Annotated in this window: 14 protein-coding genes; 6 read left to right on the top strand and 8 right to left on the bottom strand. The window is 43.6% G+C overall.

Annotated features, from left to right (window positions below):
* The 6 genes from STRCR_RS00375 to STRCR_RS00350 form a co-directional block, all read right to left on the bottom strand.
* Window positions 1-999, bottom strand: coding sequence for a PTS sugar transporter subunit IIB (locus STRCR_RS00375; protein WP_004226457.1), 999 nt, complete (start codon window positions 997-999; stop codon window positions 1-3).
* A 473-nt stretch (window positions 1,000-1,472) separates the two neighbouring features.
* Window positions 1,473-1,859, bottom strand: coding sequence for a DUF956 family protein (locus tag STRCR_RS00370; RefSeq protein ID WP_003048817.1), 387 nt, complete (start codon window positions 1,857-1,859; stop codon window positions 1,473-1,475).
* A 13-nt stretch (window positions 1,860-1,872) separates the two neighbouring features.
* Complete coding sequence (locus STRCR_RS00365) at window positions 1,873-2,793, bottom strand: PTS system mannose/fructose/sorbose family transporter subunit IID (protein ID WP_004229098.1); 921 nt, start codon at window positions 2,791-2,793, stop codon at window positions 1,873-1,875.
* 15 nt (window positions 2,794-2,808) lie between these two features.
* A complete protein-coding gene (locus tag STRCR_RS00360; protein WP_004228622.1) occupies window positions 2,809-3,612 on the bottom strand; it encodes a PTS mannose/fructose/sorbose transporter subunit IIC in 804 nt (267 codons plus the stop codon).
* Window positions 3,613-3,629: 17 nt separating this feature from the next.
* Window positions 3,630-4,640: a PTS sugar transporter subunit IIB gene (locus STRCR_RS00355; protein ID WP_004226012.1), complete on the bottom strand. Its 1,011-nt coding sequence runs from the start codon at window positions 4,638-4,640 to the stop codon at window positions 3,630-3,632.
* A 267-nt stretch (window positions 4,641-4,907) separates the two neighbouring features.
* The gene (locus STRCR_RS00350) at window positions 4,908-5,720 is read right to left on the bottom strand and encodes a Cof-type HAD-IIB family hydrolase (RefSeq protein WP_004229810.1); all 813 of its coding nucleotides are present in this window, start codon (window positions 5,718-5,720) and stop codon (window positions 4,908-4,910) included.
* 253 nt (window positions 5,721-5,973) lie between these two features.
* Here STRCR_RS00350 and STRCR_RS00345 point away from each other — a divergent pair, with 253 nt between their 5' ends.
* From STRCR_RS00345 to lytR, 4 genes are all read left to right on the top strand, one after another.
* Window positions 5,974-7,392: an NCS2 family permease gene (locus STRCR_RS00345; RefSeq protein ID WP_004228403.1), complete on the top strand. Its 1,419-nt coding sequence runs from the start codon at window positions 5,974-5,976 to the stop codon at window positions 7,390-7,392.
* A 102-nt stretch (window positions 7,393-7,494) separates the two neighbouring features.
* Window positions 7,495-7,935 carry a tRNA (adenosine(37)-N6)-threonylcarbamoyltransferase complex ATPase subunit type 1 TsaE gene (gene tsaE / locus STRCR_RS00340; RefSeq protein ID WP_004226629.1) on the top strand — a complete coding sequence of 147 codons (441 nt, stop codon included), beginning with the start codon at window positions 7,495-7,497 and terminating at the stop codon, window positions 7,933-7,935.
* Complete coding sequence (locus STRCR_RS00335; RefSeq protein ID WP_004228153.1) at window positions 7,928-8,440, top strand: GNAT family N-acetyltransferase; 513 nt, start codon at window positions 7,928-7,930, stop codon at window positions 8,438-8,440. Before tsaE ends, STRCR_RS00335 begins: the two co-directional genes overlap by 8 nt.
* Before the next feature lie 8 nt (window positions 8,441-8,448).
* Window positions 8,449-9,672, top strand: a complete 1,224-nt coding sequence (lytR, locus tag STRCR_RS00330) for a glycopolymer--peptidoglycan transferase LytR (RefSeq protein ID WP_004229289.1) — start codon at window positions 8,449-8,451, stop codon at window positions 9,670-9,672.
* 581 nt (window positions 9,673-10,253) lie between these two features.
* Here the strand turns inward: lytR and STRCR_RS00325 are convergent.
* Window positions 10,254-10,556 carry a hypothetical protein gene (locus tag STRCR_RS00325; protein ID WP_004225234.1) on the bottom strand — a complete coding sequence of 101 codons (303 nt, stop codon included), beginning with the start codon at window positions 10,554-10,556 and terminating at the stop codon, window positions 10,254-10,256.
* A complete protein-coding gene (locus STRCR_RS00320; protein WP_004226409.1) occupies window positions 10,553-10,972 on the bottom strand; it encodes an HIT family protein in 420 nt (139 codons plus the stop codon). The genes STRCR_RS00325 and STRCR_RS00320 overlap by 4 nt, the downstream gene beginning before the upstream one ends.
* A 99-nt stretch (window positions 10,973-11,071) precedes the next feature.
* On the opposite strand from STRCR_RS00320, the gene STRCR_RS00315 reads away from it, so the two are divergent.
* Both STRCR_RS00315 and STRCR_RS00310 read left to right on the top strand, forming a co-directional pair.
* Window positions 11,072-11,797: an ABC transporter ATP-binding protein gene (locus tag STRCR_RS00315; RefSeq protein WP_004227494.1), complete on the top strand. Its 726-nt coding sequence runs from the start codon at window positions 11,072-11,074 to the stop codon at window positions 11,795-11,797.
* 1 nt (window position 11,798) lies between these two features.
* A complete protein-coding gene (locus STRCR_RS00310; protein WP_004227646.1) occupies window positions 11,799-12,845 on the top strand; it encodes an ABC transporter permease in 1,047 nt (348 codons plus the stop codon).
* Window positions 12,846-12,960: the final 115 nt, after the last annotated feature.

Raw genomic sequence — 12,960 nt, 5'->3', positions numbered from 1 at the left:
TTATTGGATGTGAGCTTTTTCGATAAGGTCAAACAAGTCTTTTTTAGAATCATTTGGCACTTTGCGCACATCAAATTTAACACCGAGGTCACGTAGTTTTTCGAAAGTTGCTACATCGTCTTTATCCATCGACAAAACGTTGTTGACAACAGTCTTACCAGTTGAGTGAGCCATAGAGCCAACATTGAGTTCTTTGATTGGCACCCCGCCTTCGATAGCTTCGAGAGCCTCTTGTGGTGTTTCAAACAAAATGAGTGCATGCGTATTACCGAACCGAGGGTCTTTAGCTGCTTCGATCAACTTCTTGATTGGAACAACATTGGCTTTCACGCCGTTTGGTGCTGCTTGCTTGATCAAGCTTTTACGCAACTCATCTTTAGCAACTGTGTCGGATGCAACAATAATCCGATTGGCTTTAGAAGATGGTGTCCAACCAGTTGCCACTTGACCGTGTAGGAGACGTGTGTCCACACGCGCTAAATTAATTTTGAGCTTACCATCTCCAATGACGGTTCCTTCTGGGATAGCACCAGAAGGCTGCTGCCCAGCTGGAGCTGCAGCACCAGCTGCCGGAGCCTCAACAGGGTTAAGCTCTTCAGGAAGCGGTTTGATACCATCTCTTGCTTCCTTAATGATATTTGCCGCTACTTGATCAACACCTGCATCAGCCGCCATCATGCGCTCTGTGTAGGCCTGAATCAGCATTGGCAAGTTTAGTCCTGTGATGATAGCGATCTTACGATCGGTCATTTCACCCATGACACGACTGGCTTGGTTAAATGGTGAACCAGACCAGAGGTCAGCTAGGACTAGAATTTCATCGTCAGCCTCAAATTGTGCGATAGCATCGTTGAAGTGTCCATAAAGGTCGTCAGGCCCTTCGTTTGGCATGAAGGTCACAACTTGAACCTTTTCTTGCTCACCAAAAATCATGGAGCCAGATTGGTGGATACCTTCAGCGAATTTACCGTGGCTGGCAATAATAATACCGATACCCATTCTTGATTTTCCTCCTTTTTATTTAGTTGTCCCCGCACTCCTCACTAATCTCTCCCTTGACTTTTCTCTCAGAGCTTAGGGACAGTCAAGAACAAGTCTATTGTAAAACGCTTTCAGAGAAAAGTCAAGGTTAATTGATGAAAAAAATCACATATTTTCAAAAAACGCCAAAAGCTTTCAAATGAAAGAAAATCTCAGGGAATATAAAATCAGCCATTTTCATATAAATGACTGATTTTTGCTAACTTTATGATAGGTTTTGAAAATTCTTACAAGAAAGTTTTCCTAACAGTCTGGCTCGACTCACATTCGTGATGGATTGAGAGTCGAACAGAAACCAGTACAAACCAGTACTTCGAAGAAATTGATTTTCCCCACTTTCTCGTCTGTATGGAAGAAAAGGTTATCACTGATATGTGTTGTGATAATAAAAAAGATTGAAAATCAATTGAGATTTCCAATCCCTTACAATCTTACCTTTTCTTTATGATCAATTGAGCAAGATCTTTAAATCGTTGTTTCAAAATTGCGCCGACACTGGGTGCCTTTCTTAGGCTTTCACGAGGAATCCGTTGCTGAATAGCCTTGAGTGTCTCTCGGCTTTGACGGCTGGCAAAACGCAAGCGCCCATTGTGCTTGGTACGAACCTCAAAGCGTGGAATATATTTACCACCAAAGTAGATATCAGCAACCACATAGGTAACTTCTGTCCAAGGAATCTGAATATAATCCTGTAATTTAGTCTCGTTATAAAACTCAAAAGCCTGATCGCCGACCATGATATTGCCGTAAATAGGCCCTTCCCGGAACCAAGTGCCCTTTGAGGTGTGATCCATTTTTGTATTCAGCGATTTAACCATGGGATGTCTCCAATTAGATTAAACCGATAACATGGGCAACGATAGCGACAACAAAGATTCCCAAGATAATCAGAATTGGAGAAACTTTTTTCTTAAGTAAATACATACACAAGAAAGTTAATCCAAGAGCAGCAAGACCCGGAACCAATTGGTCTAAGTTGTCTTGCAGGGTGGTTACCTTGTTGATATCCAAGGATTTACCATTACCTAGATTATACTGGATAAGGGCCTCTTTAATTCCTTTAGCACCAGATGGGATTTTACTCCAGTCGATATAAGCTCCAGGTTGTTGTTTAACAGTTGAGACAACAGGTGTGAAGGTAATGGTTACCCAACGTTCGATAAGGGCACCGATGACAAACATCCCCATCATAGAAGCACCACGTGTTACTTGTTGGAGGAGATTCCCTGACAAGTCATCAGTAATAGCAGTTCCGGCTTTGTAACCAAACTCTTGAGTGTACCATTTCACGACTGCTGCCATGACATTCCAGAGAACAAAGAAGAGAATGGGTCCGAGAACGTTACCGGAAACGGCCAAACTTGCTCCCAAAGAGAGAAGGATTGGGCGAAGAGTAAACCAGAAAAGTGGGTCACCAGCACCGGCAAGAGGTCCCATCATACCGACTTTAACCCCAGAAATAGCAGCGTCATCTACATTAGCCCCATTAGCCCGTTCTTCTTCCAGAGCTAAGGTAACACCGAAGATTGGATTAGCCATGAATGGATGGGTATTAAAGAATTCCAAGTGACGTTTAAGAGCAGCAGCTCGGTCTTCTTTAGAACTGTATAGTTTCTTGATGGCAGGGATGAAAGTGTAAGCAACCCCACCGTTTTGCATCCGTTCATAGTTGAAAGAACTCAAAAGAAAGTATGAGCGGATAAATGTTTTAATCCGATCTGATTTTGTTAGAGTGATTTTTTTATCAGCCATTATAGGTCCTCCTCATTAAAAGTCTTCTAAAATTTCACCGAGTGGGTCACCTGAACCACCGCCGCTGTTTGAAGATCCATTAGATCCGCTAGCTTCGAGGGCGAGGAAGAGGAGAGCAAGGCAGGCACCGATGATACCTAAACTGATCAGGGTGAGTTGTTTGATGGCAGCCAAAGCAAAACCAATGAAGAAGAATGGCCAAACTTCACGACTAGACATCATATTGATAACCATGGCATAACCAACGGCTACGACCATTCCTCCACCTAGGGTCATCCCTGTTGTGAGCCAATCGGGCATAGCTTCTAGTCCACTACGAACGACACCTACTGGAATCAACATCAGCAGAAGGGCTGGAACAGCAACACGCAGACCTTGCAGGGCCATACCGATAAAGTGCCATCGTTGGATACTAGCGATATCAGCCGATTCAGCACGGCTATCCATGATGTGAGCGATGAAGACCGTAGCAGTCCGAACAAACATAGTCAAAGCTAGTCCGGCAACAGCCAGAGGAACGGCCAGACCGATAGCAGTTCCGATTCCTTTGGACCCTTGTCCACCAAGCATCAGAATGATGGCAGAAGCGACGGCAGCCAGAGAGGCATCTGGTGCCATAGCTGCACCGACATTGGCCCAGCCCATGGTGATCAACTGGAGACTTCCTCCTAGCATGACACCGAGTTCTAAGTTACCGGTTACCAATCCAATAAGTGAACAAGCAACAACGGGTTGGTAGGTTTCAATTTGGTCGTTAACAGAACTACACCCGATAATAAAGGCGACAATAACGACTAAAATGATTTGTATGGTACTCATTTATGTATCCTCCAAGATTATGATTTTTCGGCTAATTTCTTTTCAGCCGATTGAATAAGAGCGTCAATATTTGCAGGGCTGTCAGCTGGTACACCGCGAACATCAAATGCCACGCCCATAGCTTGCAATTCCTTAATAGCATCAACATCGGTTTGGTCAAATGATAAGGCCTTGGTGACGTTGACTTTCCCTTCTTTATAGGCAGAAGAACCAAGGTTGATTTCCTTGACTTCGACTCCAGCCTTGATAGCTGCTAGAGCATCTTCTACTGATTCAAAAAGAAGCATGGCACGTGTATCACCGAAGCGAGGGTCGTTGTTAGCTTTAACCATATTTTTGATAGGAATAACATTAACCATCACCCCGCTTGGAGCAGCCTGTTTAATCATATTAGTACGCAGTTTATCGTGACAAACAGTATCAGATACAACGATAATACGATTTGGATTGGTGGAGTGCGTCCAGCCTGTGGCTACCTGCCCGTGAAGCAGACGGGTGTCCACACGCGCTAAAACGTAATCAATCTTTCCATCTCCTAAGACAGTTCCTTCTGGAATGCTTCCTTGAGGGACTGAATTTTCAGCAGGTGCTGCCTCAGCCCTTTCCTCTTCTGGCGTGAGATCTTGCGGAAGGATTTTGACACCTTCCTTGGTTTCCTTGTAGATGTTTGCGACAACAGCATCAACACCTCCATCAGCAGCCATCAAGCGCTCTGTGTAGGCTTGAATCAGCATTGGCAAGTTGAGACCTGTCATGATAACGATCTTGCGTTCAGGATTTTCCTCCATCAGACGACTGGCCTGATTAAAGGGTGAACCAGACCAAAGATCGGCAAGAACAAGGATGTCATCGTTGGCTTCAAACTTTGCAACAGCATCTTGGAAATGTTCATAGAGGTCGTCAGGACCTTCATTTGGCATGAAAGTGACAACTTCAACCTTCTCTTGCTCCCCAAAAATCATGGAGCCAGATTGGTGGATACCTTCAGCGAACTTTCCGTGGCTGGCAATAATAATACCGATACCCATTCTTGATTTTCCTCCTTTATGTAGTTTCTCTGAGAGTTCTTTTGGATTTTTTCTCTCAGAAATCCAAGAATACTTCCATTATAGATAGCTTTTAGCTAAAAAGCAATAAAATCTTAAGAAAAATAGGTATATTTAGCTATATTTTCCAAAAACAGTCAAAAAACATCAAAAAAATTCAGGAATTTAAATAAAAATAATATTCCCATTAAAAAAATCAGATCCAGTTTCTAGGAGTCTGACTTTGGATATTCGCATATTTGATGAGACTTACAAGAAGAGTTCTGCTAACTGTTTGGCAACGCCATCTTCATCGTTACTGTATTTTGTCCTAAAATCCGCAAAGGGGAGGAGGGTATCGCTGGCATTCTTCATGGCATAGCCTGTACCGGCAAAGGCCAGCATTTCAGTATCATTGTGCTCGTCACCAAAAGCAATAAGATCGTTCTTGTCTTTGCGCAGCCGCTCAAGCAGGTGCTTTAAAGCAAAAGCCTTGTTGACGCCTTTGGGAGAAAATTCCAGAATATTAAGGGGACCGCCCCAGGAATCCACTTCTAACTGGTTATCGAAGTGCTGACGAATATCCTGAGCAAGTTGATACTTGTCGGCAGCGTGAGTCTGCATGAGCAGCGCATTGGGATCGCGGGTGATTTTCTCAGGTTTAAGCTCCATTTTATCGATGATTTTTTTGACCCCAAAGATTTCTGGCGGAATCAGCTGGCGATTTTCCATCGTAATATAGAAGTGCTTACGATATTCACTGGCGAGAAAATCTGTTTCAAAGGTTTGATAATTCTCCAGTACATCAAAGAGATATTGTTTATCAATTCTCCTACTGAACTCCCCAGCCCATTTAGTCTCAGGGATATGGGTTAGGGCACCGTTGAAATTAATCATAGGACCACCTAACCCCAGACGTTTGTAGGGAGCGATGGACATTCGATAAGGCCGCCCTGTTACAATGATAACTTGGTGACCTTGGCTTGCGACCTGCTTGAGGATCTCTACGGTATAGTCTGAAATGGTATTGTCACTGCGTAAGAGTGTTCCATCTAAATCTAAGGCGATAATCTTGTTAGTCATGTCTCCTATTATAGCAGAAAAGCTTTCTGGGACCAAAGCTCGGCAATTTTTCAGAATCAGAGCGGCTTTTTGTCTGCTGGCAGGGAGCGTTCAATCTTGATAAGTAAAGGGGATAAAAAATTGGCTAAAAATATTGATTTCCGAACATTTATCATATATAATAGTTGTATCGTTCAAAATAATCGAACGAACTTAGCAGATAACCATGAAGTTACCTGCAAAATTACTATCTTTTGGAGGAAGTAGATTTCCAATGGAAAAATTTTTCAAATTGAAAGAGCACGGAACAGATATTCGTACAGAGATTATGGCAGGTTTGACTACCTTCTTTGCCATGTCCTATATTCTCTTTGTCAATCCAGCTATTCTGAGCCAAACTGGTATGCCGGCTCAAGGTGTTTTCTTAGCTACTATTATCGGAGCTATCGCTGGTACTCTCATGATGGCTCTCTATGCTAATCTGCCTTACGCTCAAGCACCAGGTATGGGGCTCAATGCCTTCTTTACCTATACGGTTGTCTTTTCATTGGGCTATACCTGGCAGCAAGGTTTGGCCATGGTCTTCTTGTGTGGTGTTATTTCCCTTATTATCACTCTAACTAAGGTTCGCAAGATGATCATTGAGTCCATTCCTTCCTCGCTAAAATCTGCTATTTCAGCAGGTATCGGAATTTTCTTGGCTTATGTCGGGATTAAGAATGCTGGTTTGATCCAATTTGCTATCGACCCGGGTAAGTACACTGCAGCTGGCTCCTTGAAAGGGGCCCAGGCTTCAATCACTGCTAACTCAGCGGCTACGCCAAGCCTGGTCCACTTTGATAATCCAGCTGTCATCTTGGCTTTGATTGGTTTAGCTATTACTATTGTCTTCATCGTTAAGGGGATGAAGGGTGGTGTCATTATTTCCATCGCCTTAACCACTATCGTTGGGATTTTTATGGGGGTGGTTGATTTGGATGCCATCAGCTGGAAAACAACTAATCTTGGCGCGTCTTTCCATGATTTTAAAACACTTTTTGGCGCTGCTCTAGGCGGTAAGGGCTTGGGTTCTCTCTTTGCGGTACCAGCTAAAATTCCTGGTGTCTTGATGACTATTTTGGCTTTCTCCTTGACCGATATTTTTGATACTATCGGAACATTGATTGGAACTGGTGAAAAGGTTGGTATCATCGCTACAACTGGAGAAACTCATGAATCAGTGGGTCTAGATCGTGCTCTCTATTCTGATTTGGTCGGGACATCTGTCGGAGCTATTGCCGGAACTTCAAACGTTACAACTTACGTTGAATCCGCAGCTGGTATCGGTGCGGGTGGACGAACCGGGATGACTGCCCTAGTCGTAGCAGTACTCTTTGCTATCTCAAGCGTCTTTAGTCCTCTCGTTTCTATCGTACCAACACAGGCAACTGCTCCTGTTCTCATTATTGTGGGGATCATGATGCTGTCTAATCTCAAAAATATCAACTGGGAAGATTTGGCCGAAGCGGTACCGGCCTTCTTTACATCAGTTTTCATGGGCTTTGCCTACAGTATTACTTACGGTATCGCAGCTGGATTCATTACCTATACTTTGGTCAAAATTATCAAGGGCCAAGCCAGAGATATTCATCTTATCCTGTGGATTTTAGATATCCTCTTTATCCTTGACTTTATCAGTTTAGCTCTGCTATAAATTCATCAGAAAAAGCTATTGCGATAGCTTTTTTTAGCTATTTCCAAAAGGAAATACTGGTAAACAATTGGAAGGCTGAGGCATTTTTGATATAATACTCTTATGTTTTATAGTCATAATGAAGCCGAGCTGATAGCTATTGGTTCTAGGATAGGGCAATCTTTGCAAGCGCAGGATGTCCTTATTTTGACCGGAGATCTTGGTGCTGGAAAAACAACTATCACCAAGGGAATTGCCAAAGCCCTTGGTATTTCGCAGATGATTAAGAGTCCCACCTATACGATTGTCAGAGAATATGAAGGGGATTTACCTCTCTATCACTTGGATGTTTACCGTATCGGTGATGACCCAGATTCGATTGACTTAGATGATTTTCTCTTTGGTGACGGGGTTACCGTCATTGAATGGGGGGAGCTTCTGGCTAAAAATTTACCGAGCGATTACTTGGAAGTTATCATTGATAAGTCGGGGGACGGCCGGCAGGTTTCCTTTAAAACTAGGGGGAAGCGCTCAAAAGAACTGTTGGGGTCTATTAATGGCTGAAAAAGAGGTGCTTTTTGAAGAAGCCCAGTCCAGCGATGCCGCTCAATTAGTTGATTTTTTAGCTCAGGTAACAGCTGAAACAGATCTGATTAGTCAAACGGGTCCAGCACTGACTGAAGCTGAAATGACAAATTTTCTGCTCAAGCAAGCAGAAAATCAGAGAGCTATCTGCCTCTTGGCTAAACTAGATTCACAGGTGATTGGCACCTTAAATGTAGTTGCCTGCCAAAAAGATGGCAACTGGTTTGGTGATCTTTTCTTAGTTGTTGGTCGGGCTTATTGGGGCTACGGTATCGGTCAAACCCTCTTAGAAATGGTTCTAGACTGGGCAGAAACCATGCAGACTTTAGATGGTCTGATACTGACGGTTCAAGTTCGCAATAAAAGGGCCCTCCATATCTATCAGAAGTTTGGCTTTAACATTGACAGTCTCCAGCAAGCTGCCTTAGTGAATAGAGAGAACAATACGCTTGATGTCTATACTATGTCTAGATTAATAAAGTAAGGACTTATATGAAACTTGGAAGAAAAATACTTTTGATGTTGTTAACAATTTTTGTAACAACCTTTGTCGCAGTGCTTGTCTACACAGGAAATGCCCTTAATTTTTCCAACAACCAGTTAGGAAAAACCTTCAAGCAATTTGGGAAAAACAGTTCTGCTATTGAACAAACTAAGCCTTTCTCTATTCTCTTGATGGGGGTTGATACCGGTGATAATCAACGTAAGGAAACCTGGGAAGGAAACAGTGATACCATGATTCTGGTCACTGTCAATCCCAAGACCAATCAGACGACCATGACCAGCTTAGAGCGGGATGTTTTGGTTAATCTGGCGGATGATTCTAGCGAAGAAGAGCAGGCAAAGCTGAATGCAGCCTATGCTAACGGTGGTACCAAGAAAGCTTTATCAGTTATCAGTGGTCTCCTCGATATTGATATTGATTACTATATGCAGGTCAATATGCAGGGCTTGGTTGACTTAGTGGATGCTGTCGGCGGTATCAAGGTCACCAATAATTTTGATTTTCCTATTTCGATTGAAGAGAATGAACCTGAGTACACAGCTAAGGTTGAACCTGGAACCCACCATATTAATGGTCAGCAAGCCTTGGTTTATGCTCGGATGCGATACGATGATCCTGAAGGGGATTATGGCCGGCAGAAGCGTCAGCGTGAAGTTATTCAGAAGGTGGTTGCTAAATTGCTAGACATGGGAAGCAGTGTAGGTAACTACCAAAAGATTCTCAGGGCGGTCAGCAAAAATATGCAGACTGACATTGATCTATCAACGGATAACTTGGGTAACCTCTTGGGCTACAAAGATGCTATTGGGCATGTTAAGACCTATCAACTTAAAGGAACAGATGCTTCTATCAATGGCGGTTCTTACCAGCTGGCAGATGTGAAAGGTATTCTCAAGATTCAAAACCGTATTAAAAAACAGTTGGGCCGGAAGGAAGGGACTAAGGAAACCCTGAAAACCAATGCAATTCTCTATGAGACCATCTATGGAGAAGGCTATTCAGATCTTTCTGATGGTTCAGGAACGAGCGACTACAGCAGTGGTTACAGTAGCTATGATTCGGGAGCAGCTGGCGGAAACAATGGTACTGTAGATGGGTATAGCGACAGCGGTGCTGGGGGCAATACTGGTGGTTACGCTCCAGCGCCATCTGGCGGCTCTGGTACAACTGGTGGTAATGATGTCTACAATGGAGGCACGGCTGGCTATTAAGACTCTTTAGCTCAGATAAATCACTGGAGCAATGTCCTACCAAAGTTCAGTCTGCATGTTGTCGTGACAGGAGCCGTAGCGATCGATGTTATTGCGGTAGGCGAGTTAGTGGGTCCTTAGTTAAATCCGCTGTTACTGGATTTAACTAAGGACCCGCTTTGTCTATCCTTGAATTTTTTGGGATATAAGCGAATAAAAATAAAAGAGGCTGGACAAAAGTCCAGACTCGTTAGCATTGTTCTAAATTTACCAGATTGACGCACTGGCTGAGGGTAAGACTTGTTGGCTCAGCCAACAAGTCTTACCCTTGCACAGTTCATGAGGTGCTTTAGCACCAATGAACCACTGCTGATTGGAGGTCCTAACCCTTGCGGAGCAAGGGTTAGTTAGCGGCTAACCTAATTAACTGTGCAGACGTGGGACGACGACATCGATTTATCTAATTGACTTCTGTTCCACTCCCTTTTTGCGTGCAGTGAGGAAAATGAGAATGCCTCCCAGATAAAAACTTCCAAGCCCTGCGTTAAACTGTTCTATCTAATTAACGCGCAGGGCTTTTATAGCCTTCTGTCAGAACCGCATTACGCTTGAACTTGACCAGACCGCCAGCTTTCCATTCTTCGATCGATTTCGTTGAGACGAGCTTGAGCTTCCTTGTTAAAGAGCTTAAATTTGTAGGTTAAATCTTTCCTATAGCTATTGATTAAATCAGCTTGCTGGGCAATGATTTGCAGCTGATCTTGGATAATTTCAGAATCCATCTGAGCTCTGTCAAATGCCGTTAGGGCTTCTGAAAAGTCTGCCTTGATTTTGTTTCGATTTTGATAAGCTTTGTAGCTGGTATAGGCTGCAAGGCCGACCATAGCTATATGGGTGATTTTCATGCTTCCACCTCTTTTGCAATATCTTGGGCCAAGCGACCGAGGGCGTCAAAGTCGGGTTCGTGTTCGGTAAATGTGATAGCAATTTCATCTTGGTCGTTGTAGCGGGGGATGATGTGAATATGGGCGTGGAAGACGGTTTGACCAGCAATCTCTTCATTGTTGTTGACAATATTGAGACCCTTGGCACCAGTCGCTACCTTGACGGCCCGGGCCAGTTTAGGTAGGCGGGCAAAGACAGTAGCTGCAGTTTGGTCAGACATTTCTAACACATTGCGAACATGCTCCTTAGGAATGACCAAGGTATGGCCCTGGGTAGTTTGAGAAATATCCAAGAAGGCTAGTACTTTATCGTCTTCATAGACCTTTGATGAGGGAATCTCTCCAGCGATGATTTTACAAAAAATACAATCAGACATGTTTTTCCTCTGCTTTCTGTCAGCTTCAAAAGGGGATAAACCCCAAAGCTTATCAAGTTTTTGATATAATGATTATATCAAAATTTAGAAGAGAACGTTATGTTAAAAATAGACAAGATGACAGGGGGCTATCGCAATATCCCTGTCCTAAAAGAGATTTCTTTTGAGGTTCCTGATGGCCAATTGGTCGGTCTTATCGGCCTTAATGGGGCCGGAAAATCAACGACTATCAAGGAGATTATCGGTCTTTTAACCCCTTATCAAGGGATGATTACTATTGATGACCTCAGCCTAGATCAGGATAAGGAAGCCTATCGGAAAAAGATAGGCTTTATCCCTGAAACACCCAGTCTCTACGAAGAACTGACCCTGAAAGAGCACTTGGAAACGGTGGCCATGGCTTATGATATCCCACTTGATAAGGCATTGGATAGGGCCCAAAAGCTCCTCAAAATCTTTCGTTTGGATGATAAATTGGACTGGTTCCCAGTTAATTTTTCCAAAGGGATGAAGCAGAAGGTCATGATTATCTGTGCCTTCATCGTGGAGCCTAGGCTCTTGATTGTGGATGAACCTTTCTTAGGATTGGATCCGGTTGCCATCAATGATTTGATTGATCTCTTGGAGGAGGAAAAAGCTAAGGGGACATCCATCCTCATGTCCACGCACGTTTTGGATTCGGCTGAAAAGATGTGTGATAGCTTTATCATCCTTCACCAAGGGCAAATCAGGGCTCAGGGGAGCTTGGGGGATTTGCGAGCTGACTTTAGTCAAGCAGATGCCAGCCTCAACGACATCTACATGGCTTTGACAAAAGAGGTCTAATATGAAAGAAGTATTTGTCAAACGTCGCTTCGACTTCAATCAGCAGTGTCTCAAATACCTTCGCTATGTGCTCAATGACCACTTTGTCTTGGTTCTAATTTTCCTTTTGGGCTTCATTCTCTATCAATATAGCAATCTGCTTAAGCATTTTCCTAGAAATCATTGGCCTATCATTGCTGGCTTGGCAGTGGTTAGCCTAGTCTTGCTCTGGTTGGGACGTGTTGCGACTTATCTAGAGCCAGCCGATCAGGTTTTCTTATTAACTCAGGAAACTGGCTTAATTGCCCAAATCAAGCGGGCTAGATGGCGTAACTTTTTGGTCTGGGGGAGTTTTCAGACCCTTTTCTTACTGATTCTAGCCCCTCTCTTTTTAGCACTAGGTTTGTCGAAACTAGGCTTCGTGACTCTGTTGGTGCTGATGCTGGTTGCCAAGGGGACTCTGGTTCTTTTCAAAAGCCGCAAGCTCCTTGTGGCGGGAAACTTAAATTGGGAAGAGGCGCTAGCTCAAGAACAAGGACGAAAACAAGCCATTTTAAAATTCTATTCCCTCTTTACCAATGTTAAGGGAATTTCCAGTCAAACAAAGCGGCGGGCCTATTTGGATTTCCTCTTAGTTGCTCTGGCGAAGAAGCAGTCCAAGCTCTGGTCTAATCTCTACCTGCGAGCCTATTTACGCAGTGGAGATTATCTGGCCCTGACCCTGCGACTCTTGCTTCTCAGCTTGCTCAGTTTGGTCTTCGTTAAGGCGGGATTAGTTGCCCTAGCCTTGACTCTGCTTTTTAATTATCTCCTGCTCTTTCAACTGCTGGCCTTGACCAAGCATTACGATTATCAATATTTAACTCAGCTCTTCCCCCTAGGATCGGATTTGAGAAAGATCAATCTCAAGCAGGTGCTGCGCGGGATTCTCTATGGTCTGGTTCTGCTTGAAGGGATTTTCTTGCTTATTTTTGCCTTCTCGTGGCAAAATCTGGGCCTTCTGCTAGGGATCAGCCTTCTGCTGGTTGAAGTTTACCTGCCTTATAAGTTGAATAAATTATTTGCTTGAGTGAGTCTAAAAACAGTCTAGCTTAATATTGACTAGGCTTGATAAAACCAGTAAAATAAGAGAGCGATTAATAGTCCCCGCTAGCCTAGTGGCAGGGAGTGCTTACTCTAGATTA

The sequence above is a fragment of the Streptococcus criceti HS-6 genome (genome assembly GCF_000187975.2).
Lineage (GTDB): Bacteria > Bacillota > Bacilli > Lactobacillales > Streptococcaceae > Streptococcus > Streptococcus criceti.
The sequence above is the reverse complement of the archived record's forward strand: the minus strand, read 5'-3'. Positions and strand labels throughout refer to the sequence as shown.

Bases quoted from the DNA above. Each gene is read 5' to 3' on its own strand.
- STRCR_RS00375 (WP_004226457.1), bottom strand. From the start codon at position 999: ATGGGTATCGGTATTATTATTGCCAGCCACGGTAAATTCGCTGAAGGT.
- STRCR_RS00370 (WP_003048817.1), bottom strand. From the start codon at position 1,859: ATGGTTAAATCGCTGAATACAAAAATGGATCACACCTCAAAGGGCACT.
- STRCR_RS00365 (WP_004229098.1), bottom strand. From the start codon at position 2,793: ATGGCTGATAAAAAAATCACTCTAACAAAATCAGATCGGATTAAAACA.
- STRCR_RS00360 (WP_004228622.1), bottom strand. From the start codon at position 3,612: ATGAGTACCATACAAATCATTTTAGTCGTTATTGTCGCCTTTATTATC.
- STRCR_RS00355 (WP_004226012.1), bottom strand. From the start codon at position 4,640: ATGGGTATCGGTATTATTATTGCCAGCCACGGAAAGTTCGCTGAAGGT.
- STRCR_RS00350 (WP_004229810.1), bottom strand. From the start codon at position 5,720: ATGACTAACAAGATTATCGCCTTAGATTTAGATGGAACACTCTTACGC.
- STRCR_RS00345 (WP_004228403.1), top strand. From the start codon at position 5,974: ATGGAAAAATTTTTCAAATTGAAAGAGCACGGAACAGATATTCGTACA.
- tsaE (WP_004226629.1), top strand. From the start codon at position 7,495: ATGTTTTATAGTCATAATGAAGCCGAGCTGATAGCTATTGGTTCTAGG.
- STRCR_RS00335 (WP_004228153.1), top strand. From the start codon at position 7,928: ATGGCTGAAAAAGAGGTGCTTTTTGAAGAAGCCCAGTCCAGCGATGCC.
- lytR (WP_004229289.1), top strand. From the start codon at position 8,449: ATGAAACTTGGAAGAAAAATACTTTTGATGTTGTTAACAATTTTTGTA.
- STRCR_RS00325 (WP_004225234.1), bottom strand. From the start codon at position 10,556: ATGAAAATCACCCATATAGCTATGGTCGGCCTTGCAGCCTATACCAGC.
- STRCR_RS00320 (WP_004226409.1), bottom strand. From the start codon at position 10,972: ATGTCTGATTGTATTTTTTGTAAAATCATCGCTGGAGAGATTCCCTCA.
- STRCR_RS00315 (WP_004227494.1), top strand. From the start codon at position 11,072: ATGTTAAAAATAGACAAGATGACAGGGGGCTATCGCAATATCCCTGTC.
- STRCR_RS00310 (WP_004227646.1), top strand. From the start codon at position 11,799: ATGAAAGAAGTATTTGTCAAACGTCGCTTCGACTTCAATCAGCAGTGT.